16 protein-coding genes are annotated in these 21053 nt (G+C 57.9%); 7 read left to right on the top strand and 9 right to left on the bottom strand.

The window, feature by feature from the left end:
* Positions 1 to 107: 107 nt before the first annotated feature.
* The 7 genes from V8J88_RS06250 to V8J88_RS06220 all read left to right on the top strand — a co-directional run bounded on the left by V8J88_RS06250 (position 108) and on the right by V8J88_RS06220 (position 11273).
* On the top strand, positions 108 to 785 hold the full coding sequence (locus V8J88_RS06250) for a DNA alkylation repair protein (protein WP_338848479.1): 678 nt from the start codon (positions 108 to 110) through the stop codon (positions 783 to 785).
* 221 nt (positions 786 to 1006) lie between these two features.
* Positions 1007 to 1852, top strand: coding sequence for a hypothetical protein (locus V8J88_RS06245; RefSeq protein ID WP_338848478.1), 846 nt, complete (start codon positions 1007 to 1009; stop codon positions 1850 to 1852).
* A gap of 1310 nt (positions 1853 to 3162) precedes the next feature.
* Positions 3163 to 4365, top strand: coding sequence for an acetyl-CoA C-acetyltransferase (locus tag V8J88_RS06240; protein ID WP_338848477.1), 1203 nt, complete (start codon positions 3163 to 3165; stop codon positions 4363 to 4365).
* Positions 4366 to 4374: 9 nt separating this feature from the next.
* Positions 4375 to 6543 (top strand): 3-hydroxyacyl-CoA dehydrogenase NAD-binding domain-containing protein, encoded by a 2169-nt coding sequence (locus V8J88_RS06235; protein ID WP_338848476.1) that lies wholly within the window; start codon positions 4375 to 4377, stop codon positions 6541 to 6543.
* A gap of 288 nt (positions 6544 to 6831) precedes the next feature.
* Entirely contained in the window at positions 6832 to 8601 is a 1770-nt protein-coding gene (locus tag V8J88_RS06230) for an EAL domain-containing protein (RefSeq protein WP_338848474.1), read from the top strand.
* On the top strand, positions 8598 to 10151 hold the full coding sequence (locus V8J88_RS06225) for an HDOD domain-containing protein (protein WP_338848472.1): 1554 nt from the start codon (positions 8598 to 8600) through the stop codon (positions 10149 to 10151). Before V8J88_RS06230 ends, V8J88_RS06225 begins: the two co-directional genes overlap by 4 nt.
* A gap of 108 nt (positions 10152 to 10259) precedes the next feature.
* On the top strand, positions 10260 to 11273 hold the full coding sequence (locus V8J88_RS06220) for a catalase family protein (RefSeq protein WP_338848471.1): 1014 nt from the start codon (positions 10260 to 10262) through the stop codon (positions 11271 to 11273).
* Positions 11274 to 11278: 5 nt separating this feature from the next.
* Here the strand turns inward: V8J88_RS06220 and V8J88_RS06215 are convergent, their stop codons facing one another.
* From V8J88_RS06215 to V8J88_RS06175, 9 genes are all read right to left on the bottom strand, one after another.
* Complete coding sequence (locus V8J88_RS06215; RefSeq protein ID WP_338848470.1) at positions 11279 to 11827, bottom strand: hypothetical protein; 549 nt, start codon at positions 11825 to 11827, stop codon at positions 11279 to 11281.
* A 14-nt stretch (positions 11828 to 11841) separates the two neighbouring features.
* Entirely contained in the window at positions 11842 to 16116 is a 4275-nt protein-coding gene (locus tag V8J88_RS06210; RefSeq protein WP_338848468.1) for a DUF6701 domain-containing protein, read from the bottom strand.
* Positions 16116 to 16586, bottom strand: a complete 471-nt coding sequence (locus V8J88_RS06205; RefSeq protein ID WP_338848467.1) for an agglutinin biogenesis protein MshP — start codon at positions 16584 to 16586, stop codon at positions 16116 to 16118. Before V8J88_RS06205 ends, V8J88_RS06210 begins: the two co-directional genes overlap by 1 nt.
* Entirely contained in the window at positions 16583 to 17452 is an 870-nt protein-coding gene (locus V8J88_RS06200; protein ID WP_338848466.1) for a prepilin-type cleavage/methylation domain-containing protein, read from the bottom strand. Before V8J88_RS06200 ends, V8J88_RS06205 begins: the two co-directional genes overlap by 4 nt.
* The gene (locus V8J88_RS06195; protein WP_338848464.1) at positions 17449 to 18051 is read right to left on the bottom strand and encodes a type II secretion system protein; all 603 of its coding nucleotides are present in this window, start codon (positions 18049 to 18051) and stop codon (positions 17449 to 17451) included. Before V8J88_RS06195 ends, V8J88_RS06200 begins: the two co-directional genes overlap by 4 nt.
* Positions 18038 to 18610: a type II secretion system protein gene (locus V8J88_RS06190; protein ID WP_338848463.1), complete on the bottom strand. Its 573-nt coding sequence runs from the start codon at positions 18608 to 18610 to the stop codon at positions 18038 to 18040. Before V8J88_RS06190 ends, V8J88_RS06195 begins: the two co-directional genes overlap by 14 nt.
* 117 nt (positions 18611 to 18727) lie before the next feature.
* Positions 18728 to 19261: a type II secretion system protein gene (locus tag V8J88_RS06185; protein ID WP_338848461.1), complete on the bottom strand. Its 534-nt coding sequence runs from the start codon at positions 19259 to 19261 to the stop codon at positions 18728 to 18730.
* Positions 19262 to 19311: 50 nt separating this feature from the next.
* The gene (locus V8J88_RS06180) at positions 19312 to 19821 is read right to left on the bottom strand and encodes a type II secretion system protein (RefSeq protein ID WP_338848460.1); all 510 of its coding nucleotides are present in this window, start codon (positions 19819 to 19821) and stop codon (positions 19312 to 19314) included.
* Positions 19822 to 19831: 10 nt separating this feature from the next.
* On the bottom strand, positions 19832 to 21052 hold the full coding sequence (locus V8J88_RS06175) for a type II secretion system F family protein (RefSeq protein WP_338848458.1): 1221 nt from the start codon (positions 21050 to 21052) through the stop codon (positions 19832 to 19834).
* Position 21053 lies beyond the last annotated feature (1 nt).

Below are 21053 nucleotides of genomic sequence, written 5' to 3'. Positions count from 1 at the left end.
ATGCGACAAGTTGGCTTGCCGCGCCAGACACCGCATTGCCAAACAATCACAATGCACAAAACATGTATTCACGCCATTACTGCTATGCTGATGATTTTTGCCCCGCCATGCCCACTCCAGCCGCCCAAGCACACGCCTGCCTGCAAGCCGTGGCCGACGCCAGCGCCGCGCCCGCTATGCAGGCGTATATGAAACATCACTTTGCATTCTTTGGCATTGCCACGCCGAAACGGCGCGCGGCGATACGCGAGCTGGGCGTGCGCTGGCGCGAACGCACAGCTTTGCTGCAAGCCTGCGCTGCATTGTGGGACTATCCGCAGCGCGAATGTCATTACGTCGCACTCGACTGGCTGTGGCAATACCGCAAACTCTTGCTGCAAGAAGATATCGTCTGGCTGCGCCAACTCGCGCGCCGTCATGTATGGTGGGACAGTATTGACGGCTTCGCCAAAATCATCGGCTATCTGGTGCTGCATGCGCCGGATCAGCCGGCAGCGCAAGCCGCCATGCAAGACGCGCTGCAGGATGCTGATTTCTGGCAACGCCGCATCGCCATGCTGCACCAATTGCCCTGCAAAGAAAAAACCGACCAGGCGCGCCTGTTTGCCTTTGCCCTGGCGCTGGCGCATGAAAAGGAATTTTTCATCCGCAAAGCGATAGGCTGGGCGCTGCGGGAATATGCGCGCGTTGCGCCGCAGGCGGTGGCTGCGTTTTTAGCACAGCATCGCGAACGTTTTTCAGGCTTGACCTTGCGCGAGGCGGCTAAGCATTTAAGGGACGAATAGTGATAGCCGGGCAGCGCATCTGACAGTAAGCCCGCATCAAGCCCTGCCGTCTGCCTGCCCAGGCATGCCGCCAATGAGATTGGGCGCACAACAATCCAGACCATCACATTATCAGTGTGATCATAGCTTCCTGCCTGCCCCTTACTGGCATTCATGCAAGGGACAGGTAGAATTGATGCGCTGAAGAAATAATCAGCATCAAAATAACTCAAGGAGCCACTATGCTTGACCTGTATATCCCGCCCCAAGCCCACATTCACACGATTGAAGTCTGCGCCGCGCACCGTGGCTTGCACCTTGCAGCAGGACCCGGCAATCTTTTGATCAGCCAAGCCAACACACTCCTGATTACCCAACAAGCAGCGCAACAAACAGTTGCACTGTCAAGCGGTCTGCATGAACCCTCGCCGCCGGTCAAATTCGAGGAAGCCGGTGCGCAAACCGTCACGCTGTCTGGCGGTCTGCATGAACCCTCGCCGCCGGTCAAGTTCGAGGAAGCCGGTGCGCAAACCGTCACGCTGTCAAGCGGTCTGCATGAACCCTCGCCGCCGGTCAAGTTCGAGGAAGCCGGTGCGCAAACCGTCACGCTGTCAAGCGGTCTGCATGAACCCTCGCCGCCGGTCAAATTCGAGGAAGCCGGTGCGCAAACCGTCACGCTGTCAAGCGGTCTGCATGAACCTTCGCCGCCGGTCAAATTCGAGGAAGCCGGTGCGCAAACCGTCACGCTGTCTGACGGTCTGCATGAACCCTCGCCGCCGGTCAAATTCGAGGAAGCCGGTGCGCAAACCGTCACGCTGTCAAGCGGTCTGCATGAACCCTCGCCGCCGGTCAAATTTGAGGAAGCCGGTACGCAAACCGTCACGCTGTCTGACGGTCTGCATGAACCTTCGCCGCCGGTCAAATTCGAGGAAGCCGGTGCGCAAACCGTCACGCTGTCAAGCGGTCTGCATGAACCCTCGCCGCCAGTCAAATTTCAAGACCAGACTGTGCAAACTTGGCTGTATGCTGATGTAAACGCAGCCAAGCCGGCAGTCAGCTATCAAGGACTGCTCGCACTCAACATCTGATTTCACCAGCAAAAAACGGGACGCCTGTGGCGCCCCGTTTTTTCTGTACAAGCAGATTTAACCCACACTATTCCTTTTCCTGACAGCACAGCCTTGTGCTGCGCCTCCTGTCTGCCCCCCCCGGCCACACAGATTGTTCTATCCACATCTCTGCGCAATCTGATGCAAAATCTGGCATACCCAACAAAAGGCCAGACCATGAGCATCAAAAATCTGCAGCATGCATTGCAAACCCGCAGCAAAAGCATGAATACAGCGCACGCGAAATCCAGATCGAAAAAGAAGGCTATGCCATCGTGCCGGAAGCCCTGGCGTATTTTGCCGGCCTGCTGATCCCGCCGGCATTGCTGGAGCAAGTCAGCAGCATAGGCTTTGATGGCGGCAATAAAGTCTATCGCCAGATCTTTTTGTATTGAGATGGCAAATGCGACAGCTTTGAAGTACATTCGCCAGCTGATGCTGCGCTACTGCCCAATTTGCGCCGGATCACGGGTTGGCCCGAAGATGTGGTGGCGCGCCATGCCCAAGAAATGCTGGAAAAAGGGATGGCGCTGAAGGCGTTTGATTAAGTCCACGGTGCGCGGGCCTGGCATGCCTGGTTTTCGATGGTTTGGGGAAATCGGGGACACTTACACGCTGATGACGCCGACCGGCATGGACAACTATTTCCTCTGCCTCACCCGGCGCATGCAGCAGGAAAGTGCAGTTGAGCGCAACTTCCCTGCCTTGTTTCAATGACGCATCAAGCCCGGTTATCTGCAGCGCAAAGTGCACTGATTATAGCTGGACAAACAATTGTTCCCTCCCCAGATTTCGCAGTTTAAATATCTGTTATAGCAATCGTCAAGACAGATTTCCCGTGGAATCGCAAATGCTGAGCCGGCGCTGATGCCAAAAGCAAATACAAATAGCAATGCTTTACGCATAAATTACTCCTCCTAAGTTGCACACAATCGCGCATATGGTTTTTATACAGCCCGGTATGCTCAAAGCTGTTGGATGATGCACCAGTCAGATACAAATCACTTAATTTGCATCTTTAAAAGTGCATAACAAATCCTGACTTCAAGAGAATCAGGAATTCATTGCATATCAAAAATAGAATCTAACTCAATTAGTAGTATTGGCATACTGTAATTTTTATCAGGTCTTGTGAAGCGTTGTCACTGTCAAAAGCACGCAAGCCAGGGCAAAACACCAAGCATTTGCTTTGTTCCCGAATCCCTCCTATCATGGCCGGCGCGTGTTTCGCTGATTTTGCCGCCTGTCGCGGCGTCAACATTGCGCCATCCGGCGCGGGAGTTTTTTGCATGAATCAAGCCTTGATCTACGATGTCAGCCGCACACCACGCGGCAAGGGGAAGAAAGATGGCAGCTTGCATACCGTCAAGCCGGTCGATTTATTGGCCGGCTTGATGCGTGAAATGCGCCAGCGCCTGCAGCTCAATACCGCGCTGGTGGATGACGCCGTGATCGGCTGCGTCACGCCGGTGGCGGATCAGGGCGCCTGTATCGCCAAGACCGCTCTCTTGGCTGCAGACTGGGACACACAGTGCGCCGGGGTGCAGATCAACCGGTTTTGCGCTTCCGGCCTGGAGGCGGTGAATATGGCGGCGCAAAAAGTCGCCGCCGGCTGGGATCAATTGGTGTTGGCGGGCGGGGTCGAGAGTATGTCGCGCGTGCCCATGGGTTATGACGGGGGCGCCTGGGCCGCAGATCCGGCCACCAGCATGCAGACCGGCTTTGTGCCGCAAGGCATTGGCGCGGATTTGATCGCCACCCTGGCCGGCTTTTCGCGTGAGGAATTAGACCGCTTTGCCCTGGCTTCGCAACAAAAAGCCGCCGCCGCGCGCGCCGCCGGCCGCTTTAAGAGCATGAAGCCGGTGTATGATATGAATGGCGCGCTGCTTTTAGCGGAAGATGAATTCATCAAAGCCGACAGCTCGCTGGAAGGCCTGGCCAAACTGAAACCGGCGTTTGAACAATTGGGCGGCATGGGTTTTGATGCGGTGGCGCTGGCCAAATATCCGCACCTTGAGCAAATCCAGCATCTGCACAGCGCCGGCAATTCCTCCGGCATCGTCGATGGCGCTGCGCTGTGCCTGATCGGCAATCAAGCCATTGGCGACATGCTGGGTTTGCGTGCGCGGGCGCGCATCGTGGCCTGCGCTGTCACCTCCACCGAACCGACGATTATGCTGACCGGCCCGGCCCCGGCCACGCGCAAGGCGCTGGCGATGGCCGGTTTGACGGTGGAGCAAATTGATTTGTTTGAAGTCAATGAAGCCTTCGCCTCGGTGGTGTTGCGCTTTGCGCGCGAACTCGATGTGCCGCTGGAAAAAATCAATGTGAACGGCGGTGCGATTGCGCTGGGCCATCCGCTGGGCGCAACCGGCTGCATCTTGATCGGCACGCTGCTTGATGAATTGGAATTACGTCAGGCGCGCTATGGTCTGGCGACTTTATGTGTGGGCGGCGGCATGGGCATCGCCACCATTATTGAACGTATTTAAGAGGGCGACATGATCAACATCAGCTATGACAGCGAACACATCGCCACCCTCACCATCGACATGCCGGGGCAATCGGTCAACACCATGAATCAGGCGTTTCAACACGCCTTTGCCGCCAGCGTTAAAGAACTGTATGAAAAGCGCGCCAGCTTGCGCGGCGTGATTATTGCCTCGGCCAAATCGACTTTTTTTGCCGGCGGCGATTTGAAAGAATTACTGGCGCTGGGGCAAGACCAGGCTTCGCGCGCGCAGTGCTATGCAATGCTGATGGCGAATCACCGCGCCATGCGCGCACTGGAAACCATAGGCCGTCCGGTGGTGGCGGCCATCAATGGCAGCGCTTTAGGCGGCGGCCTGGAATTGGCGCTGTGCTGCCATTACCGCGTGTGTCTGAATGCGCCTAAGCTCGAACTGGCTTTCCCGGAAGTGACCTTGGGTTTGCTGCCGGGCGCCGGCGGGGTGGTGCGCACGGTGCGCATGCTGGGTATGCAAAACGCCATGCCCTATCTGTCAGAAGGCAAGAAAATGCGGCCTGCGGATGCGCTGGCGGCTGGCTTTGTGCATGAACTGGTGGCGCAGCCGCAAGACTTGCTGCCGGCGGCGCGCGCGCTGATTTTGCGCCACGCATTGCCAGACGCGCCGGCAGAGGCGGAATTCAGCCCGAATTGCGCGCAAGCCTGGGATCAAAAAGGCTGGAAACTGCCGGGCGGCGCGCCGAATACGCCGGCCACCATGGGCATGCAACAAGTTGCGCCGGCCATGCTGTACGCCAAAACGCGCGGCAATTACCCGGCCCCGGCGGCGATTTTGGCGGCAATGGTGGAAGGCGCACAGGTCGATTTTGACAATGCTTTGCAAATCGAGGCGCGTTATTTCACTTCGCTGGCTTGCGGCCAGGTGGCGAAAAATATGATTGGCGCTTTCTTTTTCCAGATGCAGGAAGTGCAAGGCGGCAAAAGCCGTCCCACAGGTTTTGAAAAACGCAAGGCGGCCAAGGTCGGGATTTTGGGCGCAGGCATGATGGGGGCCGGCATCGCCTGGGCCAACGCCAGCCGTGGCATTCCCTGTGTGCTGCAAGATGTCAGCATGGAACGGGCGGAACAGGGCAAGGCTTACTCCGCGCGTCTGCTGGAAAAACAGATCAAGCAAGGCCGCAAAACGGCGGATGATGCGGCCAAGGTCCTGGCGCTGATCACGCCGGCTTGTGAGCCGGCCGCCTTTGACGGCTGTGATTTGCTGATTGAAGCGGTGTTTGAAGATCTGGAATTAAAACAGCGGGTCAGCAAAGCCGCCCTGCCCTATCTGGCGAAAGATGGGCTGTTCGCCAGCAATACCTCAACCCTGCCGATTTCCAGCCTGGCGGAAGCGGTGGAAGATCAGGCCAATTTCATCGGCCTGCATTTTTTCTCGCCGGTGGACAAAATGCAGCTGGTCGAAATCATCCGTGGCCGCAACACCAGCGATGCGGCGGTGGCGCGCGCATTTGACTATGTGCTGCAAATCGGCAAGCTGCCGATTTTGGTAAATGATGCGCGCGGCTTTTTCACCAGCCGGGTGTTTGGCAGCTTTGTGCAGGAAGGCATCGCCATGCTGGGCGAAGGCGTGCCGGCGGCGCAAGTTGAGCAGGCAGCGCTGCAAGCCGGCATGCCGGTCGGGCCGCTGGCGGTGCAAGATGAGGTCAGTCTGAGTCTGACTTTATCGATTGCCCGGCAAGCCGAAGCCGCAGGCGACCAGAGTTGGCAGCAGCATCCTGCGTTTGCTGTGATCAAGCGCATGACGCAGGAATTCGGGCGCAAGGGCAAGGCCGCCGGGGCCGGTTTTTATTGCTACCCGGAGCAAGGCAAAAAATATCTGTGGCCGGAATTGGCGCAGCATTTTGGCCGCGCCGGCGAGTATCCGATGCAAGATTTGCGCGACCGCATTTTGTATATCCAAAGCCTGGAAACGCTGCGCTGCCTGGAAGAAGGCGTGTTGATGAGCGCACGCGATGCAAATATCGGCTCGCTGTTTGGCATCGGCTTCCCGGCCTGGAGCGGGGGCGCGATCCAGTTTGTGCAACATGTCGGCGCGCAAGCCTTTGTTGCGCGCGCGAAACAATTGCAGCAGCAATATGGCGAACGCTTTGCGCCACCGCAGATTTTGCAGACATGGGCGGAACAGGGAAAAGCTGACTTTTAAATGCCTGTTTCAAGCCGCAAGGTGGTCTTTTTGCCAAATTTTGACTGAGCAGCAATTCTTCCTGAGCATTTGTAACGGCGCTGCACATCGCGGCGCCGTTTTTTTTGCACCACAGCGCCACGATACGGTGGTACATTTATTGCAAACAGGAATGATGCCGTAGCGTTTGATTTGCAGCGGGTGCAACCTCTTATAACATCGCCATCAACATAATGTGGCCCAAGCCCCGCCGCTTATCGTTAATCAGGCAGCCCTCACCGGCCAGCCGCATTGAAATCAAACAGGACGATGCTATCCAGCCCTTTTTCTGCGCCCGACGCCAGCCGTGAGTTGGACAGCCTGATGGAAGCTGCAGGCGATGTCGTGCTGCGCCTGAACACCCGCGCTGAAATCATCCATATTTCGCGACGCGGTGCGGAAATCCTGTTATTCGACAATCAACGTTCCCCGCATGACAAAAATGAAGTGCAGCTGGCCGCGCGCCAATCGCTGCATGGCAAAGCCTTCTCCCAACTCTTGCATGAAGAAGAACAGGATGTATTTCAAGCCGCCCTGGTGGCGGCGATCGGTCAGGGGCGTTCAGACCGGGTCGATGTGCGCATTTCCACACCGGAGCAATATCTGTGGCTGGAATTGCAGCTGGCGGTGTATTTAAACCGTGAGAGCACGCTGGAAATCCTGGCGGTGGGGCGCGATATCTCAGCGCAAAAAGCCACTGAAGAGCGCTTGCGCCATATGGCCACGCATGACGCCCTGACCGGCTTACCCAACCGCCTCTTGCTGTCTGACCGTTTGCGCATGACGATTGCGCGCGCCAAACGCAGTAACCAGGGCTTTGCGGTGGCGATGTTGGACTTGGATGGCTTCAAGAAAGTCAATGATGTGCTGGGCCATCCGGTGGGCGATGATTTGCTGCGGGTGGCGACGATGCGTTTGGCCAAAGCCCTGCGCGACTCGGACACACTGGCGCGGGTGGGCGGCGATGAATTCGTCGCCCTGCTGCCCGGCGCCACCAGCGAGGCGGAAATCAAGATCATCTCGGGGCGCTTGATCGCCGCCGTGCAATCGCCATTCGAGGTGGACGGGCATACGATTTATATCGGCGCCTCGGTCGGCGTGGCGCTCTACCCGGAACACGGGGATGATGAAGTCAAGCTGCTGGCGCATGCCGATTCCGCACTGTACCGCGCCAAGGAAACCGGCAAGGCGCGCTGTGTGATTTACAGCCCGCAGCAAAGTCCGCCGCCGGAGCACGATATCACGCTGGAAGCGGCCATGTTCCATGCGGTGCGCGAAGGCGAATTTTTACTGTATTACCAGCCGATTGTGGATGCGCAAACGCGCCAGATCCAGGGGTTTGAGACGCTCATGCGCTGGTTGCATCCGAATCTGGGCATGGTTTCGCCGCTGCATTTTGTGCCGCTGGCTGAGGCCAATGGTTTGATCAATCTGCTCGGCGCCTGGGCCTTGAAATCGGCTTGCATGCAGCTCAAAAGCTTTGAGGAAGTGGCCAAACGCCCGCTGTATATCTCTGTCAATGTCAGTCCGCGCCAGTTCCGCAATGATCAATTTTTGCGCGTGCTTGATGAAGCCATCGCCTATTCCGGCATCCCCGGTGAGAAAGTGCTGCTGGAAATCACTGAGGGCACCCTGATGATTGATCCGGAACATGCGCAGCTGGTGTTAAACAATATGATTGCGCGCGCGGTGCGGATTGCGATTGATGATTTCGGCACCGGCTATTCTTCTCTGGCGTATTTGAAACGTTTTCCGATCTCTGTGTTGAAAATTGATCGTGCTTTCATCAAAGACTTGCCGGCATCCACCAAAGATGCGGCGATTTGCCATGCTGTGCTGGATCTGGCCAAACATCTGGATCTTGCGGTGGTGGCCGAAGGCATCGAAAGTGAGTTGCAAATGTCATTTATGTCAGAACGCGGCTGCCAGTATGTGCAAGGTTATCTGACCGGCAAGCCGATGCCGCCGCATGTGGCGCTGGAGGCGCTGAAAGAAAAAACCTATGCCTCCATTCTGACTTCGATGGGAAGGCCGACATGACCCCGAGTCCCTCTTCCGCTCCCCCCGTCAACGCAGAGCAGACCTTACAACTGCTGTGGGAACGTGTGCGCATGCAAGGCGATCTGCCGGGTTTCGCCAAAGCCATCAGCTCGATTCTGTCCGCTATGCGCGGCGAAGAAGAGTTGGAATTCAATATGACGCAAACCGTGCTGTCTGATCCGGCGTTGACGCAAAAAGTATTGCGCTTAGCCAACAGCAGCATGTATTCCGCGTTCGGGCAGCGTATCGGCACCGTCTCGAAAGCCGTGTTTGTGCTAGGCACGGAAACGATCGGCCATCTGGCGCTGGGTTTAAAACTGATCGATGAACTCAGCAGCGCGCAGCCGGACTCGAATAACGCCCATCTGGAAATGGAAAAAGCGGTGCTGGCCGGCCATGTGGCGCGCCAGATTGCCTCATCCGCCAACTATCACGATGCCGAAGAAGCGGTGGTGTGCTCTATGCTGCACACGCTGGGACGGATGATGGTGGTGTTTTATCTGAGCGATTTTTGGCAGCAAATTCATACGCGCTGCCAGAACGCCGGCAGCGCCGGCGCACGCAATCTGAACCAGCTCGAAGATGAATATGCGCATGAACTCTTGCATATTTCTTTAGAGGAAATCGGGCGCGCCACCGCCAGCCGCTGGGGTTTTCCGCCGAATCTGCTGTCTTCCATGCGCAGCATTTTGCCGCAGGAGCAGGCGCAACAATTGCCGCCGCAGGAATGGATGGCCGCGCTCTCGACCATGTCGGCCGATTGCGCCAGCGCTTTGTGCGAGGCTGATGAGGACAGCGCGGCGCAATTGCAGCAATTAACGCGCGGCTATGCCGGCATGCTGGGGGTGCCGGCGGAACAAATGCTGGTGGCGATTGAAAGCGCGCGCCAAAGCTCGGCGGCGGATCTGACGGCGGTGCATAATGCGCGCCGCGTGAATGCCGAGAAGAAAGGCGTGCAAGGCAAAGATCCGCAAATCAATCTGCAGCATCAACAAAAATTGCTCAATCTTTTGCGCCAGGGTTTGAGCGATTTACACGAAATGAGCGCATCCGCCTCACCCAGCCAATTGATGGCGATGGCGCTGGAGACGATTTATCTTGGCTTGGGCATGAAGCGCGCGGTGGCCTTTATGCACAACTACAAAGATGCGAAATATGTCGCCAAAATCAGTTTCGGCGCCGGCATGCACGCCATGTTGCCGCATCTGGCTTTTGAAGATTCCTTTCACCATGATGTGTTTCACGCCGCGCTGCAAAGCGATAAATTGATTTTTATTGAGCATGCCAAGGATGCCGAATTCGCCGCGCGTTTGCCGCATTGGTGGAAATCGAGCTTGCACAGCGCCCATTCTTTTTTAATCCTGCCGATGGGTTTGAATGGACATCCTGCCGGTTTTATTTATGGCGATTGGGGCGAAGATCTGGCCCCGACGCCGCCCAGCGAAGCGGAATTTCAAATTCTCAATGAGATCCGGCAATTATTGGTGCAATCGTTGGAGCGGCGGCGTCAGAGCATTGTCGCAGCGCAGGCGGCCAAGGCAAAACAATGACCATCTGCGGCGCAGGCAATGCTTGCGCCAATGCCTTGCAAACCATACAATCTGCGGCGTTTTATCTGTCCCGTTTTTGTGGCGGGACAGATTCCACAGGAGAGAAAAATGTCCAGCCAATTGGCGCAGGAAACCATCAGTGCGGACGAGGCGGCGAGTTTTGCCGAACTTACCGAATTACTGAGCAAAAACATTGAAGAGCTGTATCCGCCGGGGAATATCGTGCGGCGCGATGCGCATCCCAAAATGCATGGACTGGTCAAGGCCGAATTTGTGGTGAATCCCGATTTGCCGCAGCAATTTCATCTGGGCGTATTTCAACCCGGCAAACAATATCCGGCCTGGGTGCGCTTTTCCAATCAGAATGCGAAAGCGCAAAGCGACAACATACCGGATATTCGCGGCATGGCCGTCAAGCTCATGCATGTGCCTGGCGAAAAACTGCTGAGCGATCAGGCGCAAGCCACCACCCACGATTTCATCACCATCTCCGCCACGTCTTTCGTGACGCGCAATACGCAAGAGTTTGTGGAATTGGTGCGCGCCATGCGTAAAGGCTGGCTAAGCCTGATCTGGTTTTTCCTGACCCATATCCGCAGCGGCGTAAATCTCTTGCGCGCCAACAAGGTGCAAGGCAACCCGCTGCACATCACCTACAACAGCGTGACCCCGTATCTGTTTGGCGAAGGGCGGGCGGTGCGTTATTGCCTGCGCCCGCAAATCGCCAAAGCCGATGCCGTGCCGGATAATCCGGGGCCGGATTTTATGCGTGAAGCGCTGGTGCAGAGTCTGCGCCGCCAAGGCATTTGCTTTGATTTTATGGTGCAGTTGCAAACTGATGCCAAAGCGATGCCGATTGAAGACCCCGGCATTGTCTGGGATGAGGCGCGCTCGCCGTTTATCAAACTGGCCGAGCTGCGCATTCCGCAGCAGGAATGCGACAGCCCGGAGCAGCGCGTGTATGGCGAAAATCTGTCTTTCAACCCCTGGCATGCGCTGCCGGAGCACCGTCCCCTGGGTGGCATCAATCGCGCACGCAGGGTGGTGTACGAGGCGATTTCAAAGCTGCGCCATGCGAAAAACCATGTCCAGCCCAAAGAGCCGGATCACTACGAGATTTGAGACCTTCAGGATTTGCGTTTGTACAAGCCGTCAAACACCACGCCCCACTTATCCGGGGCGGTTTGGTTTTCCCATAATTGACGCACGCTGCCATCGGCATTCGGCGTCCAGGTAATGCGCTGCATTTGCGGCTTGCCGGCATTGTCTGTTCCCATGCCCTGCATCACCATGCTCTTGCCTTGCATGCCGCCTTCCAGCAACAACAGGGTTCCGCTGTTATCTACCCAGGTTTGATGCCAGACTTTGCGCTGTGCGTCCCAGGTGTTCAAACTTTCGCCGGCATAGGCGCGCGGCGTGCTGTAGCGCTCGTGCAGCACACAGCCGCCATATTCGCGCGTGATGCTGTTTTGTCCGGCCAGTTTGCCATCCGGCAGATAGACATTCCATTCGCCCAGCCAAAAATCAAAGGCGCGCCATTCCGGCGCGGCGCAGGGCGGCGGGGCCGGCGCGGCTGGCGGCGGCGAGGTTTGCGCTTGCGCCAGATAAGGCGCGCTGCAGATCGAACCCGCCAGGATGATTGCGCGTGCGGCGGGCCGGAAGGCATTTTTCTTCATCTTGCACTCTCCTCTTAATAGACTTCGCGGATATAAATCACCGGGCCGGCTTTATACAGGCCGAAACTCAAACGCCCCGTCCCCGGTAAATAGCTGATCAGGGAATTCAAATTCACACTGCCGGGCTTTCTGATGTTCGTGGCAGGGTCCGGGAAAGGGGCCGGTTTACTCAAGCGCAGCACGCCATTGCCGCTGCTGACGACTCCACTGTTGGCCGGAATATTCGCCGCATTCATATTGTTTGAAGTCAAACCGCCGTTCGCGCTCCAGTTATTGATGCTGAACGACGCCGCCGGCAATGGCGTGCAATTGTCATCGCTGTTGCGCACATATTTGGCGCCGTCCCAGTACTGCGCTTGCAGACTGACCGGCAGCGGCAGCAATTCCGAACCATAGGCGTTCGCAATCAGCATCCGGCCATGCCGCTGCACGATGCTGTGCAGGCGCAGCCGTTCATTGACGCCGTTTTGATCCGCGTCCAGATCCAGCGTTTGCAAGCTCACGCCCTCGGCATCGGTCGGCGCCAGGCCGATCTGGAAGGTGTTATACGGGCCGTCGGCGACATCGGCGCGCTCAAATTGCAAACTGGCGGAAAAATTCGCCTGCCCTGCGCTCCAGACCGGGTTGGCGCTGCCGGACAAGAGGCTCAAACGCGGCCCGGCGCTGCGCAGAATATCGGAGGGCGCGCCACCGCTGCAATTTCTGAAGCTGGTGCGGCCCGGCGTGTTGCGATCAAACACCGCATTGCAAGTGGCGCCGCCCTGCACCACCCCAGCGCCTAACACGCCCAAGCCCAAAGAGTTATTCGCGGCCAGGCCAAACCAATTCGCGCCATCCAGTTTGGCGAAGGGGCCGAAATAATTATGTGTGCGCACGCCGGAGAAATTCATCGCACTGAGCGTGAAATTCAAGTTGAAGCTTTCGCCCATATAGGTAAAGGCCGAGGCCGGACTGCAACCGGCCCCGCTATTGATATCGCTGCGTTGGGTGACGCTGGAGGTGAGGCTGAAATGATTCGGGTTAAAACGCCCGATCCAGGCGCTGCGACTGGCAAACGCCGGATTGGCGTAAATCGCGACCCGGTTGGCCAAATCCACGCCGCTGCCTAAAAAACTTTGCGTGGGCGTGGCCTTGATTTGAAAACTGCCCACTTCGGGATAGCTCAAATTACTCACCGTCACCCCGCCATTGACCACGCTGACCGAGGAATTCAGCCCCCCGACGACGCCGGCGGCGGGCGTCCAGCTGCCGGCCGCGCTTTGATTTGACAGACTGACCAGATCGGCATACGAAGCGGTAAGGCCGGCGGCGCTGACTTGCGCCAGGGTGGCGCCCGCGCCCGGCAAACCATTATTGCCGCTGTCTGCCGCCGCGCTCCAGCGATAGGCCGCGACGGTGGCGGAGAACGGTTTGGCGGCGGCAATGAAGAGCGGCGCATTTTCCGGGTTGCTGACATTCCACGGCGCCGCCGGATTGGTGTTGCTGTCCAAGGCCGGATTATTGATGGCGCCGGCTTTCACGTCCCGCAGCACAATCGCAAAGGGGCGCGCGGTCAGGGTGCTGGAAGCGCCGGCCAGCGGCGCTGTGATATCGCTGTCGTCACGCACATTGAGTGAATAACGCCCGACATCCGTGGTCACCAGGCAAACATTGGCGCGTCCATTAACGAAGTTCAAAACCGGCAGATTATTTGAGCTGGCCGACAAGGCGGGCGGCGAATTCGGCAAGCTGACACAGCTGCCGACATTCGGAATACAGGCGTTGCCAACCGGCTGACAGAGTTGCGGCGCGGCCGCGCCGCCCGGGTGGGTGCTGGCCGGGCTGTACCAGCCATCCAGGTTGACGCTGCCATTAAAGCTGCTGGAAACCCCGCAGCCATTGTTTTTGGTGATTTGAAATAAGTGCGGCCGCCCGGCCACCACCCCGCCCTCGGTGCTGCCGGCAGCCAGCGCGTCGATATTGGCGATTGAAAAACTGCCGCCGCGAAATTGCAGCGGACTGGCGTAACTCACGCTGTAGGGGCTGCCGTTTTCCACCACACCGACATACACATCTTCCTGCGTGCTGTCGGTCAAGACAAATTTGGCCACCCCCTTATCCGCCAAGGCAAACGTGTATTGATTGCCGCTCAAGACGCCGCTGCCGGAAGACACGCTCCAGACCGCCGAAGAGAGCGAGCCATCGGCTTTGACGGCGCGCAAAATCACGGTTTTGTTATAGCTGGTGTTGGTGTTGCGATTGATATCGAGCGCGGTAATGGTGATCACCGGGCGCCCGGAGGTCGCAGTGGTGCAGGTGCTGGGCGAGAGATTATCGACATCAATGCGAAAGCTGGTGGGCGGATTCAAGCTTTGCGCGCACACTTTCAAATCGCCGATTTCATGAATATTGGATAAACCGCCGGTGGAGCCGGTGAATGACAATTTCCAGCTCGAAGGCACCGGCGCCTGGGATGGATTTTTGACATAAGCGTCAAAATTCAAGAGCTGGGTGGCGGGGGTGAAATTGCCGGCCCCGGTGGTGTCGCGAAAAACCGAGACCTGTGCAGTTTTGCTGGACGGCGAATAGGCGCGCGCATCCACCATCACGCGATACGACACTGCCGCCGGCAAAGTGCTGGAAGATGGGTTGTCAATTCCGGGTGACAGCGTGCCGGTGCCATCCAGATAAGGATAATTGCCCGCACTGCTGGAGGCGCCTGAGCCGGAGCCGCGCACGACAATCGCATCCGCGCGCGAACCGGGGCCGCCGACCCGGCCTTCGGTGGGGTTGGAAAAATTGCCATACTCATCCAGCGCCACCCCGATCCAGCCGCCGGCAAAGCCGGCGCAACCGGATGGATTGGTGCAGTCAGAACCCACTTTTTGCGCATATCCCAGCGAACCGCCATATGCGCCGGGCAAGGGGTTGATGGCGGAATCGGATAGCGTGATCGCCATGCCGTCCGCGCCGCTGCCGTTATAGGCATAGGCTTTGAATTCGACCAGAATCAGATTGCCCGCCGCCGGAAAATTCGCCGGGATGGTGGCGGCGGTGGCGACTGTTGCGCTGTTATCGGTTAAGCGCAACTGTCCCTGGTTGACAATGCGCGGCACGCCAAACGTGCCGCCGCTGGAAGACAAGACCCAATCGCCGCCATAAATGGTGGAGGGGTTGAGAACCGGCCTGCGGAAGTTTTCGCAGACACAAGACATGGCGGTGGTGATATCACTCGGTAAATTACAAGTCGCGCTCACTTCGCCAATCGCATATTGCAAATTACTGTTCAAAGCGCCGCTCAAATTCAAGGTGATCGCATTAGCGGTGCGAGTAAAACCGGAAGGCAGACTCCACACGGCGCCGTTGTAGCGCCCCAGCACAAAATTTGCGCTGTTGGCCGCCAGATCCAGATCGCCCGCCACATAGTTCAAGGTAAAACCCCAGGCCGTGACATTCACCGTATCGCCGCTTTGCCAGATGCTGTAATAGCGGTTCACATTGCGTGTCGAATCAATGGAGGAGCTGGAAATTTGCGGATGCTCAGCCCCCAGGCTGGCCACGGTCAGCGTGCCTGCGCTGCTGGCAGTGAAATTCATCGTCACCGGCGCATAGCCGGTCGCACTGCCCAGCGGATAGGTGCAAGCGCTGCTGCCGGAAGGATGCGCCAGGCGCAAAAATCCATTCACAAAACCGTTTGTGCGCGTCACCGCGCTGGCGCAGTTGGCCGCCACCGCAGTCAGGGTGCGGCCATTGCTGTCAATACTGCCATTGGTGAGCGTGAGCACGCCGCCGATGCTGACATCGCGCGTCATGGTGGTGACGCCGCCGTTTTGCGTGAAATTGAAAAAAGAGGCGAACTGGCTGCTGTTGGGCAAGCTGTTGTTCGCGGTCATGGTGACACTCCCGCTGCCAGGCGTAAAGCTGCCATTGACGTAGATAAATTGCTGCAAAGTGAGGCTGCCCGCGCCCAGATTCAAATTCCCGGCCACGCTGCCGGCCCCAAGCGTCAGACTGCCGGAAATAGTCAGGCGCGCGCTGGAATTGGAAAACGCCAGCGTGCCGGGACTGGCCCCGCCCAGGGTGATATTGCCGCTCACTGCTGCGGTCGAATTCACGGTCAGAGTGGCGTTATTGCTGACCGTGATGGTGTCCGCCGCCGAGGGGCGGCCTGAAGGCCCGCTGCCGCTGTTAATCGCATTCCAACTGGTGTTGGCGGTGATCGAAATCGCCACCGCCCCGGCCTGGCCGCAAAACAGCAACAGCAGGCAAGCCAGCGACCACAGCCAAGCGGCAAATCTGCATGCGCGCATCAAAATTCCACCTGCACCTTTCTTTGCACATAATCATTGCTGCGCCCCGGATTGGGACACAGATTGCCTGCTCCTGGCTGATTGCAGGCCACCGCCGTCAGTTGCCGCCGGGTGGTGGCAGTCACCACGCCGGACGGGGTTTGCACACATGTCACGCTGACCGCAAATGCGCTCAAGCTGGAGCCGGCCGGCAGCATGAAGGAAGTGGTGGCGCCGCTGCAGGCCAGAGCGCCGCGCAAATGCCGGTGCAAACCCCATTCGACGCCGGCGCGCGCGGCCTGATAAGCGCGCGCGCCTTGCACATCCAGACTGCTTTGCTGTTGCTGCACGCCGTACACCGTCACCAGTCCTAAAGACAGCAGCGATAGCACGAGAATGAGAAAAATCCCCACCATCAGGGAAAATCCCTGCTGCTGTGTGCGCCATCCGCTATGCCGCATCTGTCCCTCCCTCCTGACGAACGTACTCATGGGGTGTTGTCGATATGCATTTGATGATACAGCTCGACCTTGCCGCTGTCGCCCGCGCCGGGGCGGCGCAAGGCCAGCCGCATTCCCAGCAAGGCGGTATGCTGATTCGCCAGACTGTCATAGCTGAAAACACAATTCTCCACCCCATCCACCACCAGCGCAGTCTGCAAACCGGGGCCGCTTGGCGGCGTCGGCTGAATTGCGCTGATTGCATAACCGGCATAGCGCAACAGGCGGCGATTGGCTTTGTCGCAAAAATAGGTGACAGGCGTGCTGACCACCTGGAAACGCTTGGTGGGCGAGCGCAGCGCCGGGTTTTGCGTGGCGAAAGGCTGATTGCTCAAGCGCACCTCATTGCCGCTGACTTGCGCCACCGTGGCGCGGTTTTTATTATTTTCCCAGGCACTGGCCTCTGAAATGCCAAGGTTATACACCACGATTTGATCACCGGCCACGATATCCAAGGGCGCTGCCGGCATCGCGCCCAGCACACTGAACTTGCAAGCCGCATCGGCAGGCGTCAAGGCGCAGTTCAAGCCGGCTTTTTCAAACTGCAAAGGAAAACCGGCCACGCCATCCTCCTCATCCAGATAACGCCCGCCGGTCTTGGTTGGCAGCAGTTCCAGATAATCGCCACTCTGGCGCACGCTGTTGGGCAAGGCCAGACGCACATCGCGCGCCACGCGGCGTAGGGCGGTATCCGCCGCATCGCTGAGTTCGGCGCGCGCTTTCACGTCCAGCTGGGTTAAAAACGGTAAGCGGATAAACATCGCCACCATGCCGACCACGATGGCGGTGAGCATGATCACGATAATCGCTTCGACCAAGGTAAAGCCCGGCGCGCGGGCGGCAATGCGCGGCATCATGGCGTGGCCCAGGGTGCGTAGCGGGTGCGATAGCCATCCAGGGTGATGCTGTCGGCCCCGCCGTTATAGCTGACAGTAACGCTGATTTTCAGCACCTCCATGGTGGCTGGCGTGCTGCCGGAAGTGATGCCATTCAAGTTTTCAGGTGTGATTTTCAGGCTCACGCTGTAGCCGGGCAAATCAATGAGCGCATTGCCGGCGGCGTCCACCAGATTGGCGCCGCTGTTAAACGCAGCAGTCGCGGTATTGAATTGCGTCACGTAGTCATTCACATTATCAAACGGGCGGCTGTTGCCGGCTTCCGGTTTGACATCTTCCTGCACACTGCAGGCGGCGGGATTCGGGCGCGCAAGCGGATCGTCGGCTTGCGCATCCAAAAACGGATCGCAAAAGGTGAAGCGTGCGCTGCTGACTTCTTCCAAAAACCCTTCGGCCAGGGCCAGCGCCTGCTTGCGCTGTTGCACATCGGGACTGCGGTTGACCACCAAGGCCCAGACCCGCAATAAAGCCAGGACGGCAATCGACATGATGACAATAAAGACCAGCAATTCGATGATGGTCAAGCCGGTCTGGCGGCGCATGCGCTTACTGATGCACATAACCGCTCTCCGCTTCAACTGTCAGCACGGTGCTGGCGCCGGGCATGCCGCTTTGCACAGTCAGATTCAGGCTGGCAAAACTGGAATTGCGGCTGGGGTAGGCGTCGCTCAAGGCATACGGTTTGCCCAGCGCATCAAAATAAAAGCCGGTAATGCTTGGGTTAAGCGCCACAGTAAGCGGCGCGGTAAAGCCTTCACAGTACCAAGCGTCATCGCTATTGCATGCGCTTTTGGTGGCGGCCAGCCCGCTGTTTTTACCCAAAGGGTGCAACACGCGGTCGGCGGCGGCGCAGGCCACGCCATTGAAACACAGGGCCACGCTTGTGCCGTTCAAACGCACATACACCGGGCGGTTTTGCGCCACCGCCAGCTTTTGCGCATAGTGCAACATGGTGTGCAGCTGCTCACTCAGGGCGCGTGCGTCAAACGATTCGCGCTCCGTCATGCGGCTGGCCGCAACGGTGGCCAAAATCGAAATCAGGATGATGACCACCACCAATTCGACCAGGGTGAAACCATGGCGGAACGCTGCAAACCGGGGCAACTTGGGGCTGGGCATGGAAGGCGGCATCAGTCAGAAATCGGCAGAAAAATCAGGGCAAAATCAGACACGCAAAACAAAACAGCCCAACCAAACGCGGTCGGGCTGTGGTGCAAAGCAAAAACAGATTCAGCTTTAACCGCAGGAGGAGGTCACCGGAGCCGGCGCGGACGGCGCATCGGTCGCAGTGACCGGTTCAACATACTTGACATAGCAGTTCAAACCGCCCGGGGAGTTTTCCAGGCTCTTCGGGATGAAGGCGATTTCGGTGGCGCTGGTGGCCGGGGTGTTGGCGGTGGCGGCTGAGCCTGCCGGCACAATCACATAATCCGTGCTGCTCAGGCCGGCGGCGGCAGCCAGGCCGGAATCGGCTTTCGGATAACCGGATTTGGCCACGGTGGCGAAGGTGATGGTGGCGCCTTCAACGGTGATGGAAGTCGGCGGCGTGGTGGCCACCAGGTATTTGCCATGCGCCATGGCGGCGGTGGCGGAGAGGGAGCCGCGTGCGGCGTTCAGGCTGGCGATACGCGCATCGCCGGCCAGATTGGCGAATTTGGGCAGAGCGGTCGCGGCCAGAATGCCGAGGATGACGATGACCACGATCAATTCAATCAGGGTGAAACCGGCTTGTGCGCTGCCGCCGGTGGAACTCATTTTCTGCATGTTCATCGCTTTCTCCAAAAAGTGTGCATTGCGGCCTGAAAAGCCTGTCTGGCACATTAATCAATCTGCAGGGATGTTGGCCCGGTTTGTTCCAGCACCACACCTTCCACTCCACCGCCGCGCGGCGCTTGTCTTGAAGTGTTGGCCTGCAGCAATTTCAGCTTCAAATATACCCGATTGCTTTCGTTTTTTCCAGTTGATCCGGCAATCAGATACACCAGTCGCGCGCTGCTTTTGTCATAGTACCAATGCCCCGGACTCAGTGTCACTTTATCATCCGGGCCGACTTCGCCCAGATAATTGCGCGGTTTCTCAGCCAACCAGTTCATCGGGTTCTGTTGCAGCAGCAAGGGCAGCTCCATTTCACGGTTGCGCACTATCATCAAACCGAGCTGCAAATGCAGCGCGCTGTTTAAGTTGCCAATCACTTGCTGCATTGCAGTACGTTCGGCCTGGTCGCGATAAAACAACATGCGATCAAACAACACGCCGATGAAAATCGCCACCAGCGCTACCACCAGCACCAATTCGTACAGCGTGAATCCGGCAGATCGGCGGCGCAACAAGCTTATCTCCTTATTTATGCAAGGCGGCGCGCCCCAAGTCCCAGATCGGCAGGAAGATACCCAGCGCCAAAATCAAGACCATGATGCCCAAGCCGGTAATTAAAATCGGTTCAAGCTGGGCCGACAGGGTTTTCAGCTCGTAATCGACTTCACGCCCATACATATCGGCAATTTCTTCCATCAAATCATCGAGTTCGCCGGTTTCCTCGCCCACCGCCACCATTTGCAAAACCACCGGGGTAAATACGCCGGAAGCGGTGGCGGTGCGCAAAATGCTTTCGCCGCGCTCAACCCCGTCGCGCATTCCTTCCACCTTGGCTGAGAGCCAGGCGTTATCCACGGTTTGCGCCACCACATTCAAGCCTTGCACAATCGGCACCCCGCTCTTGGAAGCGAGGGCGAAGCTGCGCGCAAAACGCGCCAGCGTGGCCTTGGTCATGATTTTGCCGGCAATCGGGATGCGCAGTTTGAAGCGATCCCAACTCATCCGCCCCTGCTGCGTGCCGAGCAGACGGAACCAGCCAAACACGCCCGCCACCAGCCCCAGCAGCAGCAGCCACCAGTACTTGACCATGAAATTCGAGCTGCCGATCAGAATTTGCGTCATCAATGGCAGCGGCGCATTGAAACTGTTAAAGACTTTGACGAAAGACGGCACCACCAGCAGATTGATGATGGTGATCGCCGCCAACATCGCAATCACCACAAACATGGGATAACGCAAAGCGGTTTTGACGCGGTTGCGCATATCGCGCTCAAATTCCAGATGGTCGTACAAAATCATAAACACTTCATCCAGACGCCCGGTCATCTCCCCCACCCGCACCATGGACAGATAAAAGGCGGAAAACACTTCGCGATGCTGCCGCATGGCGTAGGAGAGTTCGCGCCCGGAATCGAGCGCGGCGCGCAAATCCGCGATCACCTTGGCGAACGCCGGATTGGTGGCCGATTCCTGCAAACCGGCCAGCCCGCGCATAATCGGCACCCCGGCGCGCAAGAGGGTATGCATTTGGCGGCTGAATAATTGCACATCAATTGAGCGCACTTTTTTTTCAAACAGGCGGCCAAACCAGTTTTCTTCCTCCGGCCCGCTGGTGGAATGAATATCCACCGGCGTCATGCCGCTGCCGAATAATTGTTCGGCGGCGCTGTTGCTGTCGGTCGATTCCAGCACCCCCGCCACCAATTGCCCGCGCGCATCGCGCGCCTTATATGCGTAGTACGGCATG

The sequence above is a fragment of the Massilia sp. W12 genome (genome assembly GCF_037300705.1).
Classification (GTDB): Bacteria; Pseudomonadota; Gammaproteobacteria; order Burkholderiales; family Burkholderiaceae_D; genus JACPVY01.
Note: the sequence above shows the minus strand (reverse complement) of the source record. Positions and strands in the feature narration are given on the sequence as shown.

What these genes read in the sequence shown, in the direction of transcription:
- V8J88_RS06250 (WP_338848479.1), top strand. Translation starts at nt 108, where the DNA reads ATGCCCACTCCAGCCGCCCAAGCACACGCCTGCCTGCAAGCCGTGGCC.
- V8J88_RS06245 (WP_338848478.1), top strand. Translation starts at nt 1,007, where the DNA reads ATGCTTGACCTGTATATCCCGCCCCAAGCCCACATTCACACGATTGAA.
- V8J88_RS06240 (WP_338848477.1), top strand. Translation starts at nt 3,163, where the DNA reads ATGAATCAAGCCTTGATCTACGATGTCAGCCGCACACCACGCGGCAAG.
- V8J88_RS06235 (WP_338848476.1), top strand. Translation starts at nt 4,375, where the DNA reads ATGATCAACATCAGCTATGACAGCGAACACATCGCCACCCTCACCATC.
- V8J88_RS06230 (WP_338848474.1), top strand. Translation starts at nt 6,832, where the DNA reads ATGCTATCCAGCCCTTTTTCTGCGCCCGACGCCAGCCGTGAGTTGGAC.
- V8J88_RS06225 (WP_338848472.1), top strand. Translation starts at nt 8,598, where the DNA reads ATGACCCCGAGTCCCTCTTCCGCTCCCCCCGTCAACGCAGAGCAGACC.
- V8J88_RS06220 (WP_338848471.1), top strand. Translation starts at nt 10,260, where the DNA reads ATGTCCAGCCAATTGGCGCAGGAAACCATCAGTGCGGACGAGGCGGCG.
- V8J88_RS06215 (WP_338848470.1), bottom strand. Translation starts at nt 11,827, where the DNA reads ATGAAGAAAAATGCCTTCCGGCCCGCCGCACGCGCAATCATCCTGGCG.
- V8J88_RS06210 (WP_338848468.1), bottom strand. Translation starts at nt 16,116, where the DNA reads ATGCGCGCATGCAGATTTGCCGCTTGGCTGTGGTCGCTGGCTTGCCTG.
- V8J88_RS06205 (WP_338848467.1), bottom strand. Translation starts at nt 16,586, where the DNA reads ATGAGTACGTTCGTCAGGAGGGAGGGACAGATGCGGCATAGCGGATGG.
- V8J88_RS06200 (WP_338848466.1), bottom strand. Translation starts at nt 17,452, where the DNA reads ATGATGCCGCGCATTGCCGCCCGCGCGCCGGGCTTTACCTTGGTCGAA.
- V8J88_RS06195 (WP_338848464.1), bottom strand. Translation starts at nt 18,051, where the DNA reads ATGTGCATCAGTAAGCGCATGCGCCGCCAGACCGGCTTGACCATCATC.
- V8J88_RS06190 (WP_338848463.1), bottom strand. Translation starts at nt 18,610, where the DNA reads ATGCCCAGCCCCAAGTTGCCCCGGTTTGCAGCGTTCCGCCATGGTTTC.
- V8J88_RS06185 (WP_338848461.1), bottom strand. Translation starts at nt 19,261, where the DNA reads ATGAACATGCAGAAAATGAGTTCCACCGGCGGCAGCGCACAAGCCGGT.
- V8J88_RS06175 (WP_338848458.1), bottom strand. Translation starts at nt 21,052, where the DNA reads ATGCCGTACTACGCATATAAGGCGCGCGATGCGCGCGGGCAATTGGTG.